At 44.9% G+C, this 12,884-nt stretch carries 14 protein-coding genes; 8 read left to right on the top strand and 6 right to left on the bottom strand.

Annotation, left to right across the window (positions count from 1 at the left end; all coding sequences use genetic code 11):
• Nucleotides 1-99: 99 nt before the first annotated feature.
• Genes ICV38_RS01915 through pcaD form a run of 4 tightly spaced genes read right to left on the bottom strand, consistent with a single transcriptional unit; the run spans nucleotide 100 to nucleotide 3,976 of the window.
• Nucleotides 100-2,277, bottom strand: coding sequence for a TonB-dependent receptor (locus tag ICV38_RS01915; protein ID WP_215382084.1), 2,178 nt, complete (start codon nucleotides 2,275-2,277; stop codon nucleotides 100-102).
• 42 nt (nucleotides 2,278-2,319) lie between these two features.
• The gene (locus ICV38_RS01910; protein ID WP_068947931.1) at nucleotides 2,320-2,505 is read right to left on the bottom strand and encodes a hypothetical protein; all 186 of its coding nucleotides are present in this window, start codon (nucleotides 2,503-2,505) and stop codon (nucleotides 2,320-2,322) included.
• A gap of 27 nt (nucleotides 2,506-2,532) precedes the next feature.
• Nucleotides 2,533-3,111, bottom strand: coding sequence for an HdeD family acid-resistance protein (locus tag ICV38_RS01905; protein WP_215382083.1), 579 nt, complete (start codon nucleotides 3,109-3,111; stop codon nucleotides 2,533-2,535).
• Between the two features lie 49 nt (nucleotides 3,112-3,160).
• Complete coding sequence (gene pcaD / locus ICV38_RS01900) at nucleotides 3,161-3,976, bottom strand: 3-oxoadipate enol-lactonase (protein WP_215382082.1); 816 nt, start codon at nucleotides 3,974-3,976, stop codon at nucleotides 3,161-3,163.
• A 139-nt stretch (nucleotides 3,977-4,115) separates the two neighbouring features.
• Here pcaD and ICV38_RS01895 point away from each other — a divergent pair, with 139 nt between their 5' ends.
• From ICV38_RS01895 to ICV38_RS01880, 4 genes are read left to right on the top strand one after another with little or no spacing between them, the layout of a single operon-like run.
• Complete coding sequence (locus tag ICV38_RS01895; protein ID WP_215382081.1) at nucleotides 4,116-5,093, top strand: tripartite tricarboxylate transporter substrate binding protein; 978 nt, start codon at nucleotides 4,116-4,118, stop codon at nucleotides 5,091-5,093.
• A gap of 12 nt (nucleotides 5,094-5,105) precedes the next feature.
• Nucleotides 5,106-6,014 (top strand): amidohydrolase, encoded by a 909-nt coding sequence (locus ICV38_RS01890; RefSeq protein WP_215382080.1) that lies wholly within the window; start codon nucleotides 5,106-5,108, stop codon nucleotides 6,012-6,014.
• Between the two features lie 21 nt (nucleotides 6,015-6,035).
• Nucleotides 6,036-6,269, top strand: coding sequence for a hypothetical protein (locus tag ICV38_RS01885; protein WP_215382079.1), 234 nt, complete (start codon nucleotides 6,036-6,038; stop codon nucleotides 6,267-6,269).
• A gap of 5 nt (nucleotides 6,270-6,274) precedes the next feature.
• On the top strand, nucleotides 6,275-6,646 hold the full coding sequence (locus tag ICV38_RS01880) for a hypothetical protein (protein WP_215382078.1): 372 nt from the start codon (nucleotides 6,275-6,277) through the stop codon (nucleotides 6,644-6,646).
• A 93-nt stretch (nucleotides 6,647-6,739) separates the two neighbouring features.
• Here the strand turns inward: ICV38_RS01880 and ICV38_RS01875 are convergent, their stop codons facing one another.
• Entirely contained in the window at nucleotides 6,740-8,029 is a 1,290-nt protein-coding gene (locus ICV38_RS01875; RefSeq protein WP_215382077.1) for a serine hydrolase, read from the bottom strand.
• Nucleotides 8,030-8,207: 178 nt separating this feature from the next.
• On the opposite strand from ICV38_RS01875, the gene ICV38_RS01870 reads away from it, so the two are divergent.
• Genes ICV38_RS01870 through cobA form a run of 3 tightly spaced genes read left to right on the top strand, consistent with a single transcriptional unit; the run spans nucleotide 8,208 to nucleotide 11,368 of the window.
• Nucleotides 8,208-9,914, top strand: coding sequence for a nitrite/sulfite reductase (locus ICV38_RS01870; protein ID WP_215382076.1), 1,707 nt, complete (start codon nucleotides 8,208-8,210; stop codon nucleotides 9,912-9,914).
• Nucleotides 9,911-10,483: a DUF934 domain-containing protein gene (locus tag ICV38_RS01865; protein ID WP_215382075.1), complete on the top strand. Its 573-nt coding sequence runs from the start codon at nucleotides 9,911-9,913 to the stop codon at nucleotides 10,481-10,483. Before ICV38_RS01870 ends, ICV38_RS01865 begins: the two co-directional genes overlap by 4 nt.
• 36 nt (nucleotides 10,484-10,519) lie before the next feature.
• Nucleotides 10,520-11,368, top strand: coding sequence for a uroporphyrinogen-III C-methyltransferase (gene cobA, locus ICV38_RS01860; protein ID WP_215382074.1), 849 nt, complete (start codon nucleotides 10,520-10,522; stop codon nucleotides 11,366-11,368).
• Here the strand turns inward: cobA and ICV38_RS01855 are convergent.
• Entirely contained in the window at nucleotides 11,291-11,653 is a 363-nt protein-coding gene (locus ICV38_RS01855; protein ID WP_215382073.1) for a sirohydrochlorin chelatase, read from the bottom strand. The two genes, cobA and ICV38_RS01855, sit on opposite strands and share 78 nt — an antisense overlap.
• 107 nt (nucleotides 11,654-11,760) lie before the next feature.
• Here ICV38_RS01855 and ICV38_RS01850 point away from each other — a divergent pair, with 107 nt between their 5' ends.
• The gene (locus ICV38_RS01850) at nucleotides 11,761-12,789 is read left to right on the top strand and encodes a calcium:proton antiporter (protein ID WP_215382072.1); all 1,029 of its coding nucleotides are present in this window, start codon (nucleotides 11,761-11,763) and stop codon (nucleotides 12,787-12,789) included.
• The last annotated feature ends 95 nt before the right edge of the window (nucleotides 12,790-12,884 follow it).

The following is a 12,884-nucleotide window of genomic DNA, read 5'->3' as shown; positions in this document are numbered from 1 at the left end:
TATAGCTTCTTCTTATTGGCTATGAACTGCGTTTTGTTAAATCCTAAAGCATTTTTAATACATCCACACCAAACTCTAACTACTGCACTGCACCAAATCCTAGAAAGTTACTCGCGCGCCAACGGTTATTGCCTGAGGCATGCCAGCCTGATAAGCAGTTGCCTGAGAGGCTATATTAAATGTCACATATTGCCGGTTGAATAAGTTCACCACAGAGGCAAAGACGGAGGCTTGTGGAGTTACTTGGTAATTCGCTTTTAAGCCAACTACTGCGTATGCGGGCACCGGCAAGGATCCGGTTGCCATCCAAGAATTTCCCACATAGCGAACTGTAGTGGTCATGCTTGCCTGTGGCACGGGGTAATAAGTAATTGCAGCATTAGCCATATTCATCGGAACACCCCCAACCTGTGTATTGGTTGGATCTGTAGTTGCACTCCAAGTCAAAACTGTACGGGTGTACGAATAACCGCCATCTAAAGCCCAATTTGCGTTGACATCTTGGTGGTACTGAAATTCGATTCCGCGGCTTAATAAATTTTGTTGGTTAGTGTAGTAATTCACCTTACCCAAGCCACAGCCTTGAGGATTCCCAGCAGAGGCACAAAGACTGTTTGCTAAAGCCAGGTCTGAACTCGTGGAAAGGTTGTAACTGGTAATTGCATTCTGAATGTAGTTATTAAATGCGGTAATTTGAGCAAACCCTTGCTTCCAGCGATAGTCGGTTCCCAACTCATATCCTGTCATCGTTTCTGGTGTTAGGTTGGGGTTTGCAAAAAAGTAACCGCCCGAGGTAGATCCATAGCTACGCAAGGTATTGTTCATACTGGGTGCATGGAAGGCTTGATAGGCTGCAGTACGCAAGTTCAAATCATCGGTTGCTTTGTATACCAAGCCTAAGGATGGACTCAACTGCGTTTTACTTTTATTTGGAATCGCTTGATATAGTGGGTTGGCACCATTAGCCCCAGCGTTATAAAGCGTGGGGGTTTGACTTGTCCATGCATCCAGTCTTGCGCCCAATGTCGCCTCTAAAGGAATCGAGCTTGCACTTGATTTAAGCTGTCCAAGAAGTCCATAAAAATTTTGCTGTCCTTGCGCATAATTTACGGAAGTCACTGCACCGCTGCCATTTGAATTGAGATTATTCGTTAAATTTGATGCTGAGATATTTCGCACATCGACGCCAACAATATACTGATCAATTCCAGCAATCTTTAAGTCATGCGTATATTGCGCCGAGGCCCCAAGAGTTGAGTAGGGGTCAGTGTAGTTAGCATTGATATAAGGCTGATTTTTATTAGGCACAGCAGTGGATGTTGAGCCACTTTGCTTATAAAAATTTGTATTTTGATAATAGATATTTACCTGAGCCTTTTTATCTTCCGACAATTTGGTGGTTGAGCCAGCAGCCACATCCGCCGTCTGAATCAAGTTTGGCGCAATTGCATAATTGGTGCTTAAGTCAGCCATTGTGCTGTAACCCAATCTCAAGAATGCATTGGTATCTTGTGTCGGCTTGAAGTAGTTTTGCAAACGAACGTTAGAGTTCTTGACGGTATCAGTACCCATGCCATTTTTAATATTACTTGGCGAGCCTGGATAAATCGTAGCGTAGTTCTGAAAGCCTTCGCTTGAAAAATAGTCAGCAGAAAGTCGCATTTGCATTGCATCAGAAACGATTAAGTCTTTTGAGGCCGCCACATTGCCAGTGCCAAATGAGCCAATGCTGGCAGAGACATCTTGAGAACTATTTTTAGGAGTCTTGGTGTTGATATTAATCACGCCACCCATTCCATAGTTGCCATATAAGCTAGAAACACCACCACGCACAAACTCCACTGATTCAATCGATGACATGGGAACCAAATTCCATTGCACAGTTCCGTAAAAAGCATCGTTGGCAGGCAAGCCATCAATCAGCACTAAAGTGCGGCCATAACCCAAACCACGCACGTTAATACTCTGACCTGTAGGATCTTTTTGATAGTAAGGTACGTCATTCAAAAATACGCCTGGTACGTTTTTGAGCACCTGATCAATTGTCTGATCAGGCGAGGACTCCAATACCTCTTTTGTCAAAATTGTCGTATTGAGTGACATTTCATCTAGAGGCGTTCCCGAGCGGGTGGCATTCACCACCATATCGTTTAGTTTTTGATCGTAATTCGGAGGCGGCGCAATTTGCGCCCAAGCGTGGCCTGTTAGCAGAAGAAATAAGGGGATTAAGGCATGAGCGAACCGTTGTAGCCACTCATTGCGCAGGTTCTTACACATGACCATTATTGAGAGTGCACTGCCTGCATTACTTCTGATTGCTTACTTTTTCTTAGGTCTGCTTTTGCCCATCAAAGAAGCGAGCATCGGGTTTGCCTCTGCAAGCTCTTTTTTGGTTTTGGCATGCGCTTCAGCGACACCGGGTTTAGGCGTCTTGGCAGCATTCTTCATACGCTGAGCAGTAGTCAAGGCCAAATTCTTATAGAGATCTGTTTTTTTCATTGCCATGACTATTGCTCTTTATTTGTATGGTTTTTATTTAGTTAGTGATTTGGCAGCAAAGCCTAAGAACAATAAAGACCAGCCCTGCAATAACAATTCAATTGCGATCAATAAGCCTGGCAACCATAAGCTTGATGATGGGAAGTTATTCATGATGAGCACGCCCATCAAGATAGAAATTGCAGCTGATAAGGCAAGCCAGAACCACTCAGCAAAATGGCGATGCTGAAATGCAGATACCAGGCGCAAGAAACCCGTAATAAAGAAGATTGCCGCAAGCCATAAAGTGATAGCCTCTAACGCTGGAATCGGAAATGCCCAAACGTAGATGGCAGCACCGATATATAAAACCGCAAAGATGAGCTGAACAGCAACGCTTTTCCAGCCGGTAGACTTGAAAGCATGAGCACCTTGAAGCACGCCACCCGCAAACAAGAAGATACCAAGAACGTTTACCGACACTAGAGAGAAAAGAACCTGACCAGCAACGCCAATCATGCCAAGAATAATGAACAAAATACCAAGGCCAATAAGAGCTCCTGGAACTTTTGCAGCAGCACCTAATACATTGGCGCGAATTGCTTTAATTTGATCTACAGATAAATCGGCCATATAAAATCCCTCTAGTTATAAAAATGAGAACCACTTCGTTACTACTGATTTACAAACGATCATCTACTGAATCAATAAACTTTCGCACCGCCTGATTAAATCGTGCGGGCTGCTCAATATTGGATAAATGAGCCGCGTCTTCAATAATAACCATCTGCGAGCCATCAATCAGGCGATTGAGCACAATCCCCTGGTCTACGGTACACGCAGGATCATGGCGGCCAGATAACACTAGGGTTGGCGCCTTAATCTTAAGTAGCATCGTGCTTTGCGCCATATCGCGCACTGCACTACCGCATCCGATATAACCATCAACATTGGTAGCCAGAATCATTTGACGCACTTTTTCAATATCTTGTGGAGCTCGCTCAATAAATGGTGCAGTGAACCAACGCGCAATCGTGCCATCAACTAAACCTGCAAGACCTTTAGTACGGGCAGTTTGAAAACGATCCTCCCACAAACTCCGTGGCGGCATTTCGCTGGCAGTATTGCAAAGAGAGAGGGACAGGATACGTTCTGGATAACGAGCACCTAATTGCTGACCAATCATACCGCCAATGGATAGCCCCATAAAGTGGGCTTTCTCAATCTTGAGAGCATCCAATAAACCGGCTGCATCGTCTGCTAATTGAGCAATGCTATAGGGGCCTGGAGCAACACCAGATTTGCCATGCCCTCTCTTGTCGTAACGGAGCACGCGGTATCGGTCAGTAAAAGCAAGCATATTCCAATCCCACATACTGCCATTGGCCATCAAACTATTAGCCACCAAAAGTACTGGACCATCCTCAGGGCCATCAAATCGATAGGCAATATCAACGCCATTCACATTGACAGTTTTTGTATCTTGTAATTGAGTCATTTGTCTCCGCCTTGTTTCTTATGTGTACCTGGTGGCCTCTGTTTATCTATTTTTAAGACCGTGTTAGATTATCCATTGAAACGCTGCATAACGCATTCATACAAAACCATAAAAAACGCTTATTAAAAGCATAGGAGACATGATGTTCACATCAAAGATTCAGAGCAGACTCTTGCTCATCTTCAGCCTCGTATTTGGGACAAGCCTGGCAATTGCCCAAAGCTACCCCAATCGCACCGTCAAAATGATTGTGCCTTTAACGACTGGTTCAGGAGCTGATATCGCCGGCCGCGTTGTTGCCAAGAGCCTTACCGAAACCTGGAAGCAGCCTGTCATTATTGAAAACCGTCCGGGTGCTGGCGGACTTATCGGGACAGGTGTGGTAGTGAACTCGGATCCAGATGGTTACACCTTGCTTGTGCAATCCGCATCTTATGCAGCCAATCCTGCTATCTATAAAAAATTACCTTATGACCCTCTCAGGAGTTTGATTGACGTTGCGATTCTTGGGCAAACCCCTTATGTGATGATTACCGCCGCTGATGGTCCTTATCAAACGATTCGTGATTTAGTGATTGCCGCAAAATCCAAACCCGGTGAAATTACCTTCGCTTCAGCGGGTGTTGGTAGCTCTACACACTTAGCGGCTGAGTACTTTAACCAAATGATGGGCATTAAGTTAATCCACGTTCCCTACAAGGGTTCACCAGAAGCGATTCAAGACACCATGTCTGGCCGCACTGCTTTTTATATGGCGCCACTGGATACTGCCATTGGACAGCTGAGAGGCGGCAAGGTACGCGCATTAGGTGTCACTAGCAAGACTCGAAATGGGGCAGTTCCTGAAATTGCGAGCGTCGCTGAACAAGGCTATCCGAATTTTGAAATTGGACTTTGGTTTGGTGTTTGGGCGCCTGCAGGAACACCTGCTGCAGTGGTGAAAAAGATTAATACCGATATCAATCAATCGATGCAAGATCCTGAAGTGAAAAATGCTTATGAAACTAAAGGCATCAAAGCGACACCGATGAGCCCAACAGAATTTAGCAAATTTGTGCGCGAAGAAATGGCGAAGTATCAAAAGATTGCTAAAGAAGCTAACATTGAACCGCAGTAATCTGCAGTCCTAATGCCTCATCCTCAAGCGCCACTGTGCCAAGCCCCAGATCCAGAAATTCGGTCACCGAAGATTGCATTTCCAGCTGGCGCTGTAGATTGTCACGCGCACATTTGCGGGCCAGCATCTCAATTTCCTTATGCACAAGAGCGTATCTATACGCCGCCTGACGCTACCCTAGAGAATTACGAGTCTTTACTCGCTATGCTTGGCGTTGATCGTGCAGTATTAGTACAGCCTAGTGTGTACGGCACCGATAATCGGGCGATGTTGGCGGCACTTAAGGGGCGACCAGAAAAGTTTCGCGGTGTTGCAGTCATCTCCAATGATGTTAAAAAAATTAACGAAAAAGAATTAGAAGAGCTCCATAATTCTGGAGTACGAGGCATTCGTTGCAATATTGTCGATGTTACAGATAAGTCTGCCGGACTACCCATTCAAAATCTCAAAGATTTAGCAGAAAGAATTCAACCTTTTGGCTGGCATCTAGAACTCCTCATGCATGTCAATGAATATCCGAACTTAGCTAAAGTCTTTGAAAACTTTCCGGTGGATTTGGTATTTGGGCATTTTGGCTATAGCCATGCAAAATATGGCATAAGTGATGCAGGTTTTCAGGGGCTATTAGAGTTGCTCAAAAACCAGCGTGCTTGGGTCAAGATGACGGGACCCTATCGCATTTGTGATGGTGATCTTCCTTATGCCGATATGCGAGCATTGAATGATGCGGTTATCAAGGCAAATCCAGAGCGACTTGTTTGGGGAAGCGATTGGCCCCATGTGATGGTTAAAAAGCAAATGCCTCACGATGCTGATCTATGCGACCTCTTTGGTGAATGGGTTACAGACCCAAGTTTAAGAAAATCCATCTTGGTTGATAACCCCTGTATTCTGTATGACTTCCCGGCACCGAATGAATAAACACAGTTGAAAGAATATTGAATGGATACTACTCTCACTATTATCTTAGGCATTGTTGCGATGCTGCTTCCACTAGTGGTTGGACGCCTTGTTTGGAAACGCTTTGACGGGTGGTTTGGCCGCAACGATGAAACCTACATGGATAGTCTGGAATATTTCCTCAAGAAAATAGGCTTTACCGTACTCGTTGCCTTCATTTTGTTATGGATTGGCATTAGCCTAGTATTCAATGGTAATGGCGCTGCACTAGCTTAAGCAATATGAGCGATCAACTCAAATCTATTCTGGCAAAAGCAAAATTGAACTTTGCCATCTTGGCTAGCATCTTAGTCATTGCAGTATTGGGCAAGCTTACAAACCCTGAATTAACTAATTCAATTTTCATTACTGCAGATCAGTTAGTTTCTGATCTTTATTTGGTATTTATTGCAATTACCTTGGGCGCATTCATTCCTAACTTCAAACTGGTGGCTTTTGGATCGATTGTCGTATTTATTGCTGCAATCGCACTCATACAACTCAAAGTCTTTAACTACCTCACTAGTGAATACCTATTTGCAGTCTTGATTGTGACCTTAGGATTTGCGTCGATTGCAAATTTATATAGGCATTATCGAGAATATGGCCTGTAAGACGGCTTAAGCTCAATCCAACAAAAAGCCCCGCTTAGTTCATCACTAATCGGGGCTTTTTAATTACAGGACTTACTCCACTCGCCAAATAAATTACTTTTCGAGCGCTCCATAAATGACTGCGTTGAGCTGCTCACGATGCACCTTACGAATCTCTCCTGGTGCTACAGCCATCATGACAACGACCATTTGCTCTTTGGGGTCGACCCAAAAAATAGTGCCGTTAGCGCCATTCCAGGTGAAATCGCCAACGTTGCCATTGATGGCCGAAAGGCCGCGCTCCATACGAACTGCAACACCCAAACCAAATCCATAACCTACGCGTCCTGGCTCGGTACCACCAACATTATTTTTAATGTCTTTATTCAGATGGTTGGATGTCATGAATGCCACAGTTTGTGGGCCAAGAACTCTCTTACCATCCAAGCTGCCACCATTAAGTAGCATCTGACCAAAACGCACATAATCACCCGCGGTTGAGAATGCACACGAACCCCCGCAATCAAACTTCACCGTTTGATTCAGAATGTCGACCTTCTGTGGCTTACCCGTGAGCGGATCAATTGATAGTGGCTGAGCTAAGCGAGCACGATCCTTCTCTGCAACCTGAAAAGTAGTATTAGGCATACCAACTTTGCTCCATACGCGCTCTTGCAATACACCCCCTAAAGGCTTGCCTGCAATTTTTTCTTCAATGATGCCCAGCACATCAATACCAAAACCGTAATCCCATGTGTTGCCTGGCTCGTAGAGCAAAGGATTGCTGGCCAACTTATCAATAAACTCTGATGATGTGTATTGCACTGCTGCCGGTGCTGAACCAGCAGGAAATAATTTATGAACAGGAGTTGTGCCACGTCCACCATAAGTAAGGCCATTAGTGTGGCGCATCAGGTCCTGAACGGTAATGGGGTTTTTTGCAGGCACAGTTGTGAGATTGCCATCCGCATCAACCTTGCCGACTTTCATATCTTTAAATTGTGGAAGCCAATTAGAGATTGGGGCATTGAGTGGTAACTTACCCTCTTCATAAAAAGTCAGTGCACCAACAGATGCCATCACCTTGGTCATTGATGCCAAATTAAAAATGGCATCGGTGGTCATGGGTTTATTGCTTGCCTTGTCGGCATAGCCATATGGCTTGAAAATAACTAACTTGCCATTTTTTGCTACTGCTAGCACCGCCCCCGGTAATTGATTATTAGCAATCTGATCAGCAAAAAATGTATCAATTTTCTTGAGACCCTCTGAACTAAATCCTTGGCCAGGGGTGCCACTCATTGGCAATGGTCCTTTTGAGGCATCGGCAGCATACAAAGTTGTTCCGCCCAACAATCCATAACCCAAGGCAAGAGCTAGGCTAAAAGCCTGTAATTTCTTCATTTTGTCTCCATATTTTGTGTTTTTATGAGGCTTTTGCCCTCTATCTTTAATACTGCATGACTATTGAAGCAGACTTTTCAAAAATGCTGCCCTTTCATACCTTATATATCTGAAAGTTATATAGGATGGATTTTTGAGTATTTGGAGGAATATTGAAAATCCATGACAATCATGGGCTATGTACAAATATGACCACATTGACCAAACCCTTGTAGATCAAAGGGTTGCACAGTTTCGAGACCAAGTAGCAAGACGCCTTGATGGCAGTCTAGCCGAAGAAGAATTCCGCCCGCTTCGTTTACAAAATGGTCTCTATCACCAGCGTCATGCCTACATGCTGCGTGTTGCGATCCCTTATGGATTATTTAATTCCAAACAATTGCGCACGATGGCGCTCATTGCCGAGAAATATGACCGCGGTTATGGTCACTTCACAACTCGTCAAAACATTCAGTACAACTGGGTCACTTTAGAGGACACACCCGATATTTTGGCTGAGCTTGCCAAGGTGGAGATGCATGCGATTCAAACCTCAGGCAATTGTATTCGCAATATTACGAGCGATGCCTTTGCTGGTGTTGCTGGTGATGAATATGTTGATCCACGCCCCGTCTGTGAATTACTGCGCCAATGGTCAACACTGCATCCTGAATTCGCTCACTTACCCCGCAAATTTAAGTTTGCGATTAATGGTGCCAAAGAAGACCGCACCATTCTCTTGTGCCATGACGTCGGCATTGAGCTGAAGAAGAATACCAATGGTGAATTGATTGCTGATATCTATGCTGGCGGTGGCATGGGACGCACCCCAATCTTGGGCGCACTTATTAAGACTGACTTACCTTGGCAGCTATTGCCTAGTTATCTCACTGCCCTGTTGCGGGTATATAACCGCTTCGGCCGTAGAGATAATCTCTATAAGGCTCGCATCAAGATCTTAGTCAAAGCTTTAAGCCCTGAAGAGTTTGCCCGACAAGTAGAAGGTGAATGGCTTCATATTAAAAATGGGGATGACAATTTCACTCAAGCAGAATGGGATCGCGTTGCCAAGCACTTTACTAAACCCGCTTATAAGAATTTGCCGAAACTCTCTGACGAGCAAATCATCAATGCGGCAAGTGAAACAGAAAAAGCTTCTTTTGCCAGATGGCTAGAGCGTAATGTTAAGTCACACCAAGTACCAGGGTATGCCAGCGTCATTTTGTCACTCAAGCCTCACGGGTCTGTTGCGCCTGGTGATGCAACGACCGCACAAATGCTTGCTATTGCTGATTTGGCCGATCAATATAGTTTTGGTGAATTGCGTGCAACCCATGAGCAAAACTTGGTATTGGCTGATGTCGAACAATCTAAGCTCTATGCACTTTGGCAAGAAGCAAAAAAGCAAAAAGTAGCACTCCCAAACATCGGCCTACTGACAGACATCATTGCCTGCCCTGGTGGTGACTTTTGTTCTTTGGCCAATGCCAAATCTCTTCCGATTGCAAAAGCCATTCAAGAGCGCTTTGATGACTTAGACTACTTATTTGATTTAGGCGATATTTCACTCAATATCTCTGGCTGCATTAATTCCTGTGGCCATCATCACGTTGGCAATATTGGCGTTTTAGGTGTCGATAAAGACGGTGAAGAGTGGTACCAAATTACCTTGGGTGGAGAGCAAGGCAATGATGCCGCTATTGGCAAAGTGATTGGCCCTTCTTTTTACGCCGACGAAATCCCCGATGTGATGACCAACATCATTAATACCTATGTTGAGCGGCGCAGTCATGATGAGTCTTTCATTGAAACCTACCGTCGTCTGGGTGTAGTGCCATTCAAAGAGGCTGCATACAAAAATGCTAAGAAGAAAGAAAAAGCTGAAGTTGCAGGAGATGCATCATGAGCAATACCCCCCAAACCATTGCAGCGCATGAGCAAATTTTGCACTTTCCCAAAGGACAAAAACCAAGTTTGTCACCCAATGAATGGCTCATCTGGAGCGGTAGCCAAGATGAGGGTGGATTGCCGAATTTAGAGCATGGCAAAAAGAAAGTACTAGTGCCATTTAGTTGGTGGGTACAACACTATCATGAAGATGATATTCAATCCAAAGCAAAAGCTGGAAACATTGGAGTTTGGTTTGCAGCGGATGAAGATATTTTGAAACATGCAGATCTCATTGAACAGGGAAAAGCAGTATGGCCAGTTGTAGCTGCGCACTTTCCAATTTTCAGAGATGGGAGAAGCTTTAGCACTGCCGCCCTCCTCAGAGACCGTTTCCAATGGTCTGGTGAAATCCGCGCTATTGGCGATGTATTGATTGATCAGCTCTTACAGGGTGCTCGTGTTGGTTTTGATAGCTTCGCACTTCGCCCTGATCAAAAAACGGATGTGGCTTTGAAGCAATTTGATTTATTCTCGGTGACTACTCAGAACAGCTGGCGTGATAAGCGCGCAACTCTGAGCGCTTAAGAATTGAAGAAATAGAAGATTCAAACATAGTAAATCATGAATAAGAAAATCAACTCTATTAACACCAATGCTCCAGGAAAGGTGTTCTTGGTTGGTGCTGGTCCTGGCGCAGCTGATCTCATTACTGTGCGCGGCGCCAAACTCTTGGCAAAGGCTGATATTGTTTTTCATGACGCTTTGGTGGAGCCTGAGATGCTTGTCTTATGTCCACAGGCTGAATTAGTAGCTGTAGGTAAGCGCTGTGGCAAGCTCTCTTCTGCACAGCAGTTTATTAATAAGCGCTTAGTGGATGCCGCACAAAAATACCAAGTTGTTGTGCGCTTGAAGGGTGGCGATCCAATGCTTTTTGGTCGCGCAGATGAAGAAATCACCGCCCTAAAAGAAGCGGGTATTGAAGTTGAAGTTGTACCTGGTATTACTGCTGCACTGGCGGGCGCAGCAAGTATTCAACAGTCACTGACATTACGAGGCGTTTCTCGCAGCGTGGCTTTTATTACCTTGGCGCAAGGCACTGAGAACACTCAAACTCTAACACCTGGTCAACCCATTACCAATCCTAGTGCGGACACATTGGTTTACTACATGGGTCGCAAGGATGCCGCAAAGATTGCGCAACAACTCATCTCACAAAGCAAGAGTGGTGGCATTCATAATGAAAATACGCCAGTGCAAATTCTAGAAGCAGTGAGCACACCTCGTGAAAGACTCTGGTCAAGCACTCTTGCTGAACTAGCAAAGGGTCAAGCAGATAATTGGTTTGATACTGCCTCGCCAGCACTCACCATGATTGGTGAGGCGCTAAGACAATCAGAGCGCTTTGGCACTAAAGTCGATGATAGCCTGCAGCACAGCCAAATCCTCACCAACGGCAGGCGTCGCGCTTAAAGCAATCTGCGGAAATTTTTCCCGGCAATCATCGAGCAATACTGGAAAGTCATTGCGTAAATGACCTCCCTGGCCAAAAAATACTGGCACCACGGTGACCTGAGTGGCTCCAGAGCCAGCTAAAGAAGCTACCGCCTCCTCTAGGGATGGCTGCATCATCTCCAAGAATGCTACTTCAACAGGAGTGCCTAAATGCTGCGCGCGCCATAAAGTTGCTAAACGATCAAATGGCTCACGCCAACGAGGGTCCCTAGCACCATGGCCAAAAAGGATGATTGCCTTCATAAATACCTATAAACTCCAATACGAACTCACGTAATCAATCTATCTATATGTACAAGCTTAACCGCAAATTCATAAAAGTGTTTGCACCCATCAGATAAGGCTCACTCATGGAACTCCTTCACTCCTTAGCCAGTCAAACTTGGTTCATTGTCCTCATGGCTATCGCGTTAATTGGTGGTGTGCTTTCAGCAGTTCATCATGCCGAAGTAGTTGCTCATAAAACAGGTGAGCCCTATGGCGCACTAGTGCTTGCCATTAGCGTCACCATTATTGAGGTCTCTTTGATCATTTCGATGATGCTCTCAGGCCATGATGGCTCTCAGTTTATTGCTAGAGACGCTGTATTTGCCACTGTCATGATTGTGATCAATGGTGTGATTGGCCTATGTATTTTTATTGGCGGTCTACACCATCATGAAATGTCCTTTCGCAATGAAGGGACGAATTCTGCATTAGCAGTTCTGACAGCCTTGGCTACCTTTATTTTGGTAATGCCTATCGTAACAACTAGCACTCCAGGACCCGACTTTACCAAGAGCCAATTGGCTTTTGCTGGTATTGCCTCATTTGCCCTTTATGCTGCCTTTCTATTCTTCCAAACAGTGAGTCATCGCGATTACTACTTACCCAAAGTTGAAGACAAGAAAAATGATATTAACTTTCATGCGCCTAAGCCAAGTAATCTCAAGACCGCTGTAAGCGTAGCATTACTTATACTCTCACTGGTTGTGGTTGTCGGTCTCGCTGAATTGCTGAGTCCCGCTATTGAGGCTGGAGTAAACGCTGCAGGAGCCCCCAAGACGATTGTCGGTATTGCGATTGCGATGCTCGTTCTTTTACCAGAAGGCTTTGCAGCAGTCAGAGCAGCCAAGGCCAATAGGCTTCAGAGCAGTTTGAACTTGGCGCTCGGTTCTGCATTAGCCAGTATTGGACTATCCATTCCAACGATAGCTGCTATAGCTATTTTCTTCAACTTGCCACTTAGTCTTGGTATTAGCGATCTCAATATGACGCTAATGTATCTCACCTTTTTTATTGGTGCATTAACCCTGGCGATTGGTAGAACCACCCTATTACAGGGTGTGGTTCATCTCATTATTTTCTTTGAGTACCTCTTCTTAAGTCTTGTACCCTAAATCCCTAATGGACCATAACCCCAGTGACCTCAAAGATCACTAGGGTTACTTCACTAAAATAAATATTTAAATTGTAAAAGAGCAAACTGAACCGT

The organism is Polynucleobacter sp. MG-6-Vaara-E2 (assembly GCF_018687695.1).
Lineage (GTDB): Bacteria > Pseudomonadota > Gammaproteobacteria > Burkholderiales > Burkholderiaceae > Polynucleobacter.
The sequence above is the reverse complement of the archived record's forward strand: the minus strand, read 5'-3'. Positions and strand labels throughout refer to the sequence as shown.

Excerpts from the sequence above, each read along its gene's own strand:
- ICV38_RS01870 (WP_215382076.1), top strand. The coding sequence starts at position 8,208 with ATGTACAAATATGACCACATTGACCAAACCCTTGTAGATCAAAGGGTT.
- ICV38_RS01850 (WP_215382072.1), top strand. The coding sequence starts at position 11,761 with ATGGAACTCCTTCACTCCTTAGCCAGTCAAACTTGGTTCATTGTCCTC.
- ICV38_RS01865 (WP_215382075.1), top strand. The coding sequence starts at position 9,911 with ATGAGCAATACCCCCCAAACCATTGCAGCGCATGAGCAAATTTTGCAC.
- ICV38_RS01875 (WP_215382077.1), bottom strand. The coding sequence starts at position 8,029 with ATGAAGAAATTACAGGCTTTTAGCCTAGCTCTTGCCTTGGGTTATGGA.
- ICV38_RS01915 (WP_215382084.1), bottom strand. The coding sequence starts at position 2,277 with ATGTGTAAGAACCTGCGCAATGAGTGGCTACAACGGTTCGCTCATGCC.
- ICV38_RS01890 (WP_215382080.1), top strand. The coding sequence starts at position 5,106 with ATGCCTCATCCTCAAGCGCCACTGTGCCAAGCCCCAGATCCAGAAATT.
- ICV38_RS01910 (WP_068947931.1), bottom strand. The coding sequence starts at position 2,505 with ATGGCAATGAAAAAAACAGATCTCTATAAGAATTTGGCCTTGACTACT.
- ICV38_RS01885 (WP_215382079.1), top strand. The coding sequence starts at position 6,036 with ATGGATACTACTCTCACTATTATCTTAGGCATTGTTGCGATGCTGCTT.
- pcaD (WP_215382082.1), bottom strand. The coding sequence starts at position 3,976 with ATGACTCAATTACAAGATACAAAAACTGTCAATGTGAATGGCGTTGAT.
- ICV38_RS01895 (WP_215382081.1), top strand. The coding sequence starts at position 4,116 with ATGATGTTCACATCAAAGATTCAGAGCAGACTCTTGCTCATCTTCAGC.
- ICV38_RS01880 (WP_215382078.1), top strand. The coding sequence starts at position 6,275 with ATGAGCGATCAACTCAAATCTATTCTGGCAAAAGCAAAATTGAACTTT.
- ICV38_RS01855 (WP_215382073.1), bottom strand. The coding sequence starts at position 11,653 with ATGAAGGCAATCATCCTTTTTGGCCATGGTGCTAGGGACCCTCGTTGG.
- ICV38_RS01905 (WP_215382083.1), bottom strand. The coding sequence starts at position 3,111 with ATGGCCGATTTATCTGTAGATCAAATTAAAGCAATTCGCGCCAATGTA.
- cobA (WP_215382074.1), top strand. The coding sequence starts at position 10,520 with ATGAATAAGAAAATCAACTCTATTAACACCAATGCTCCAGGAAAGGTG.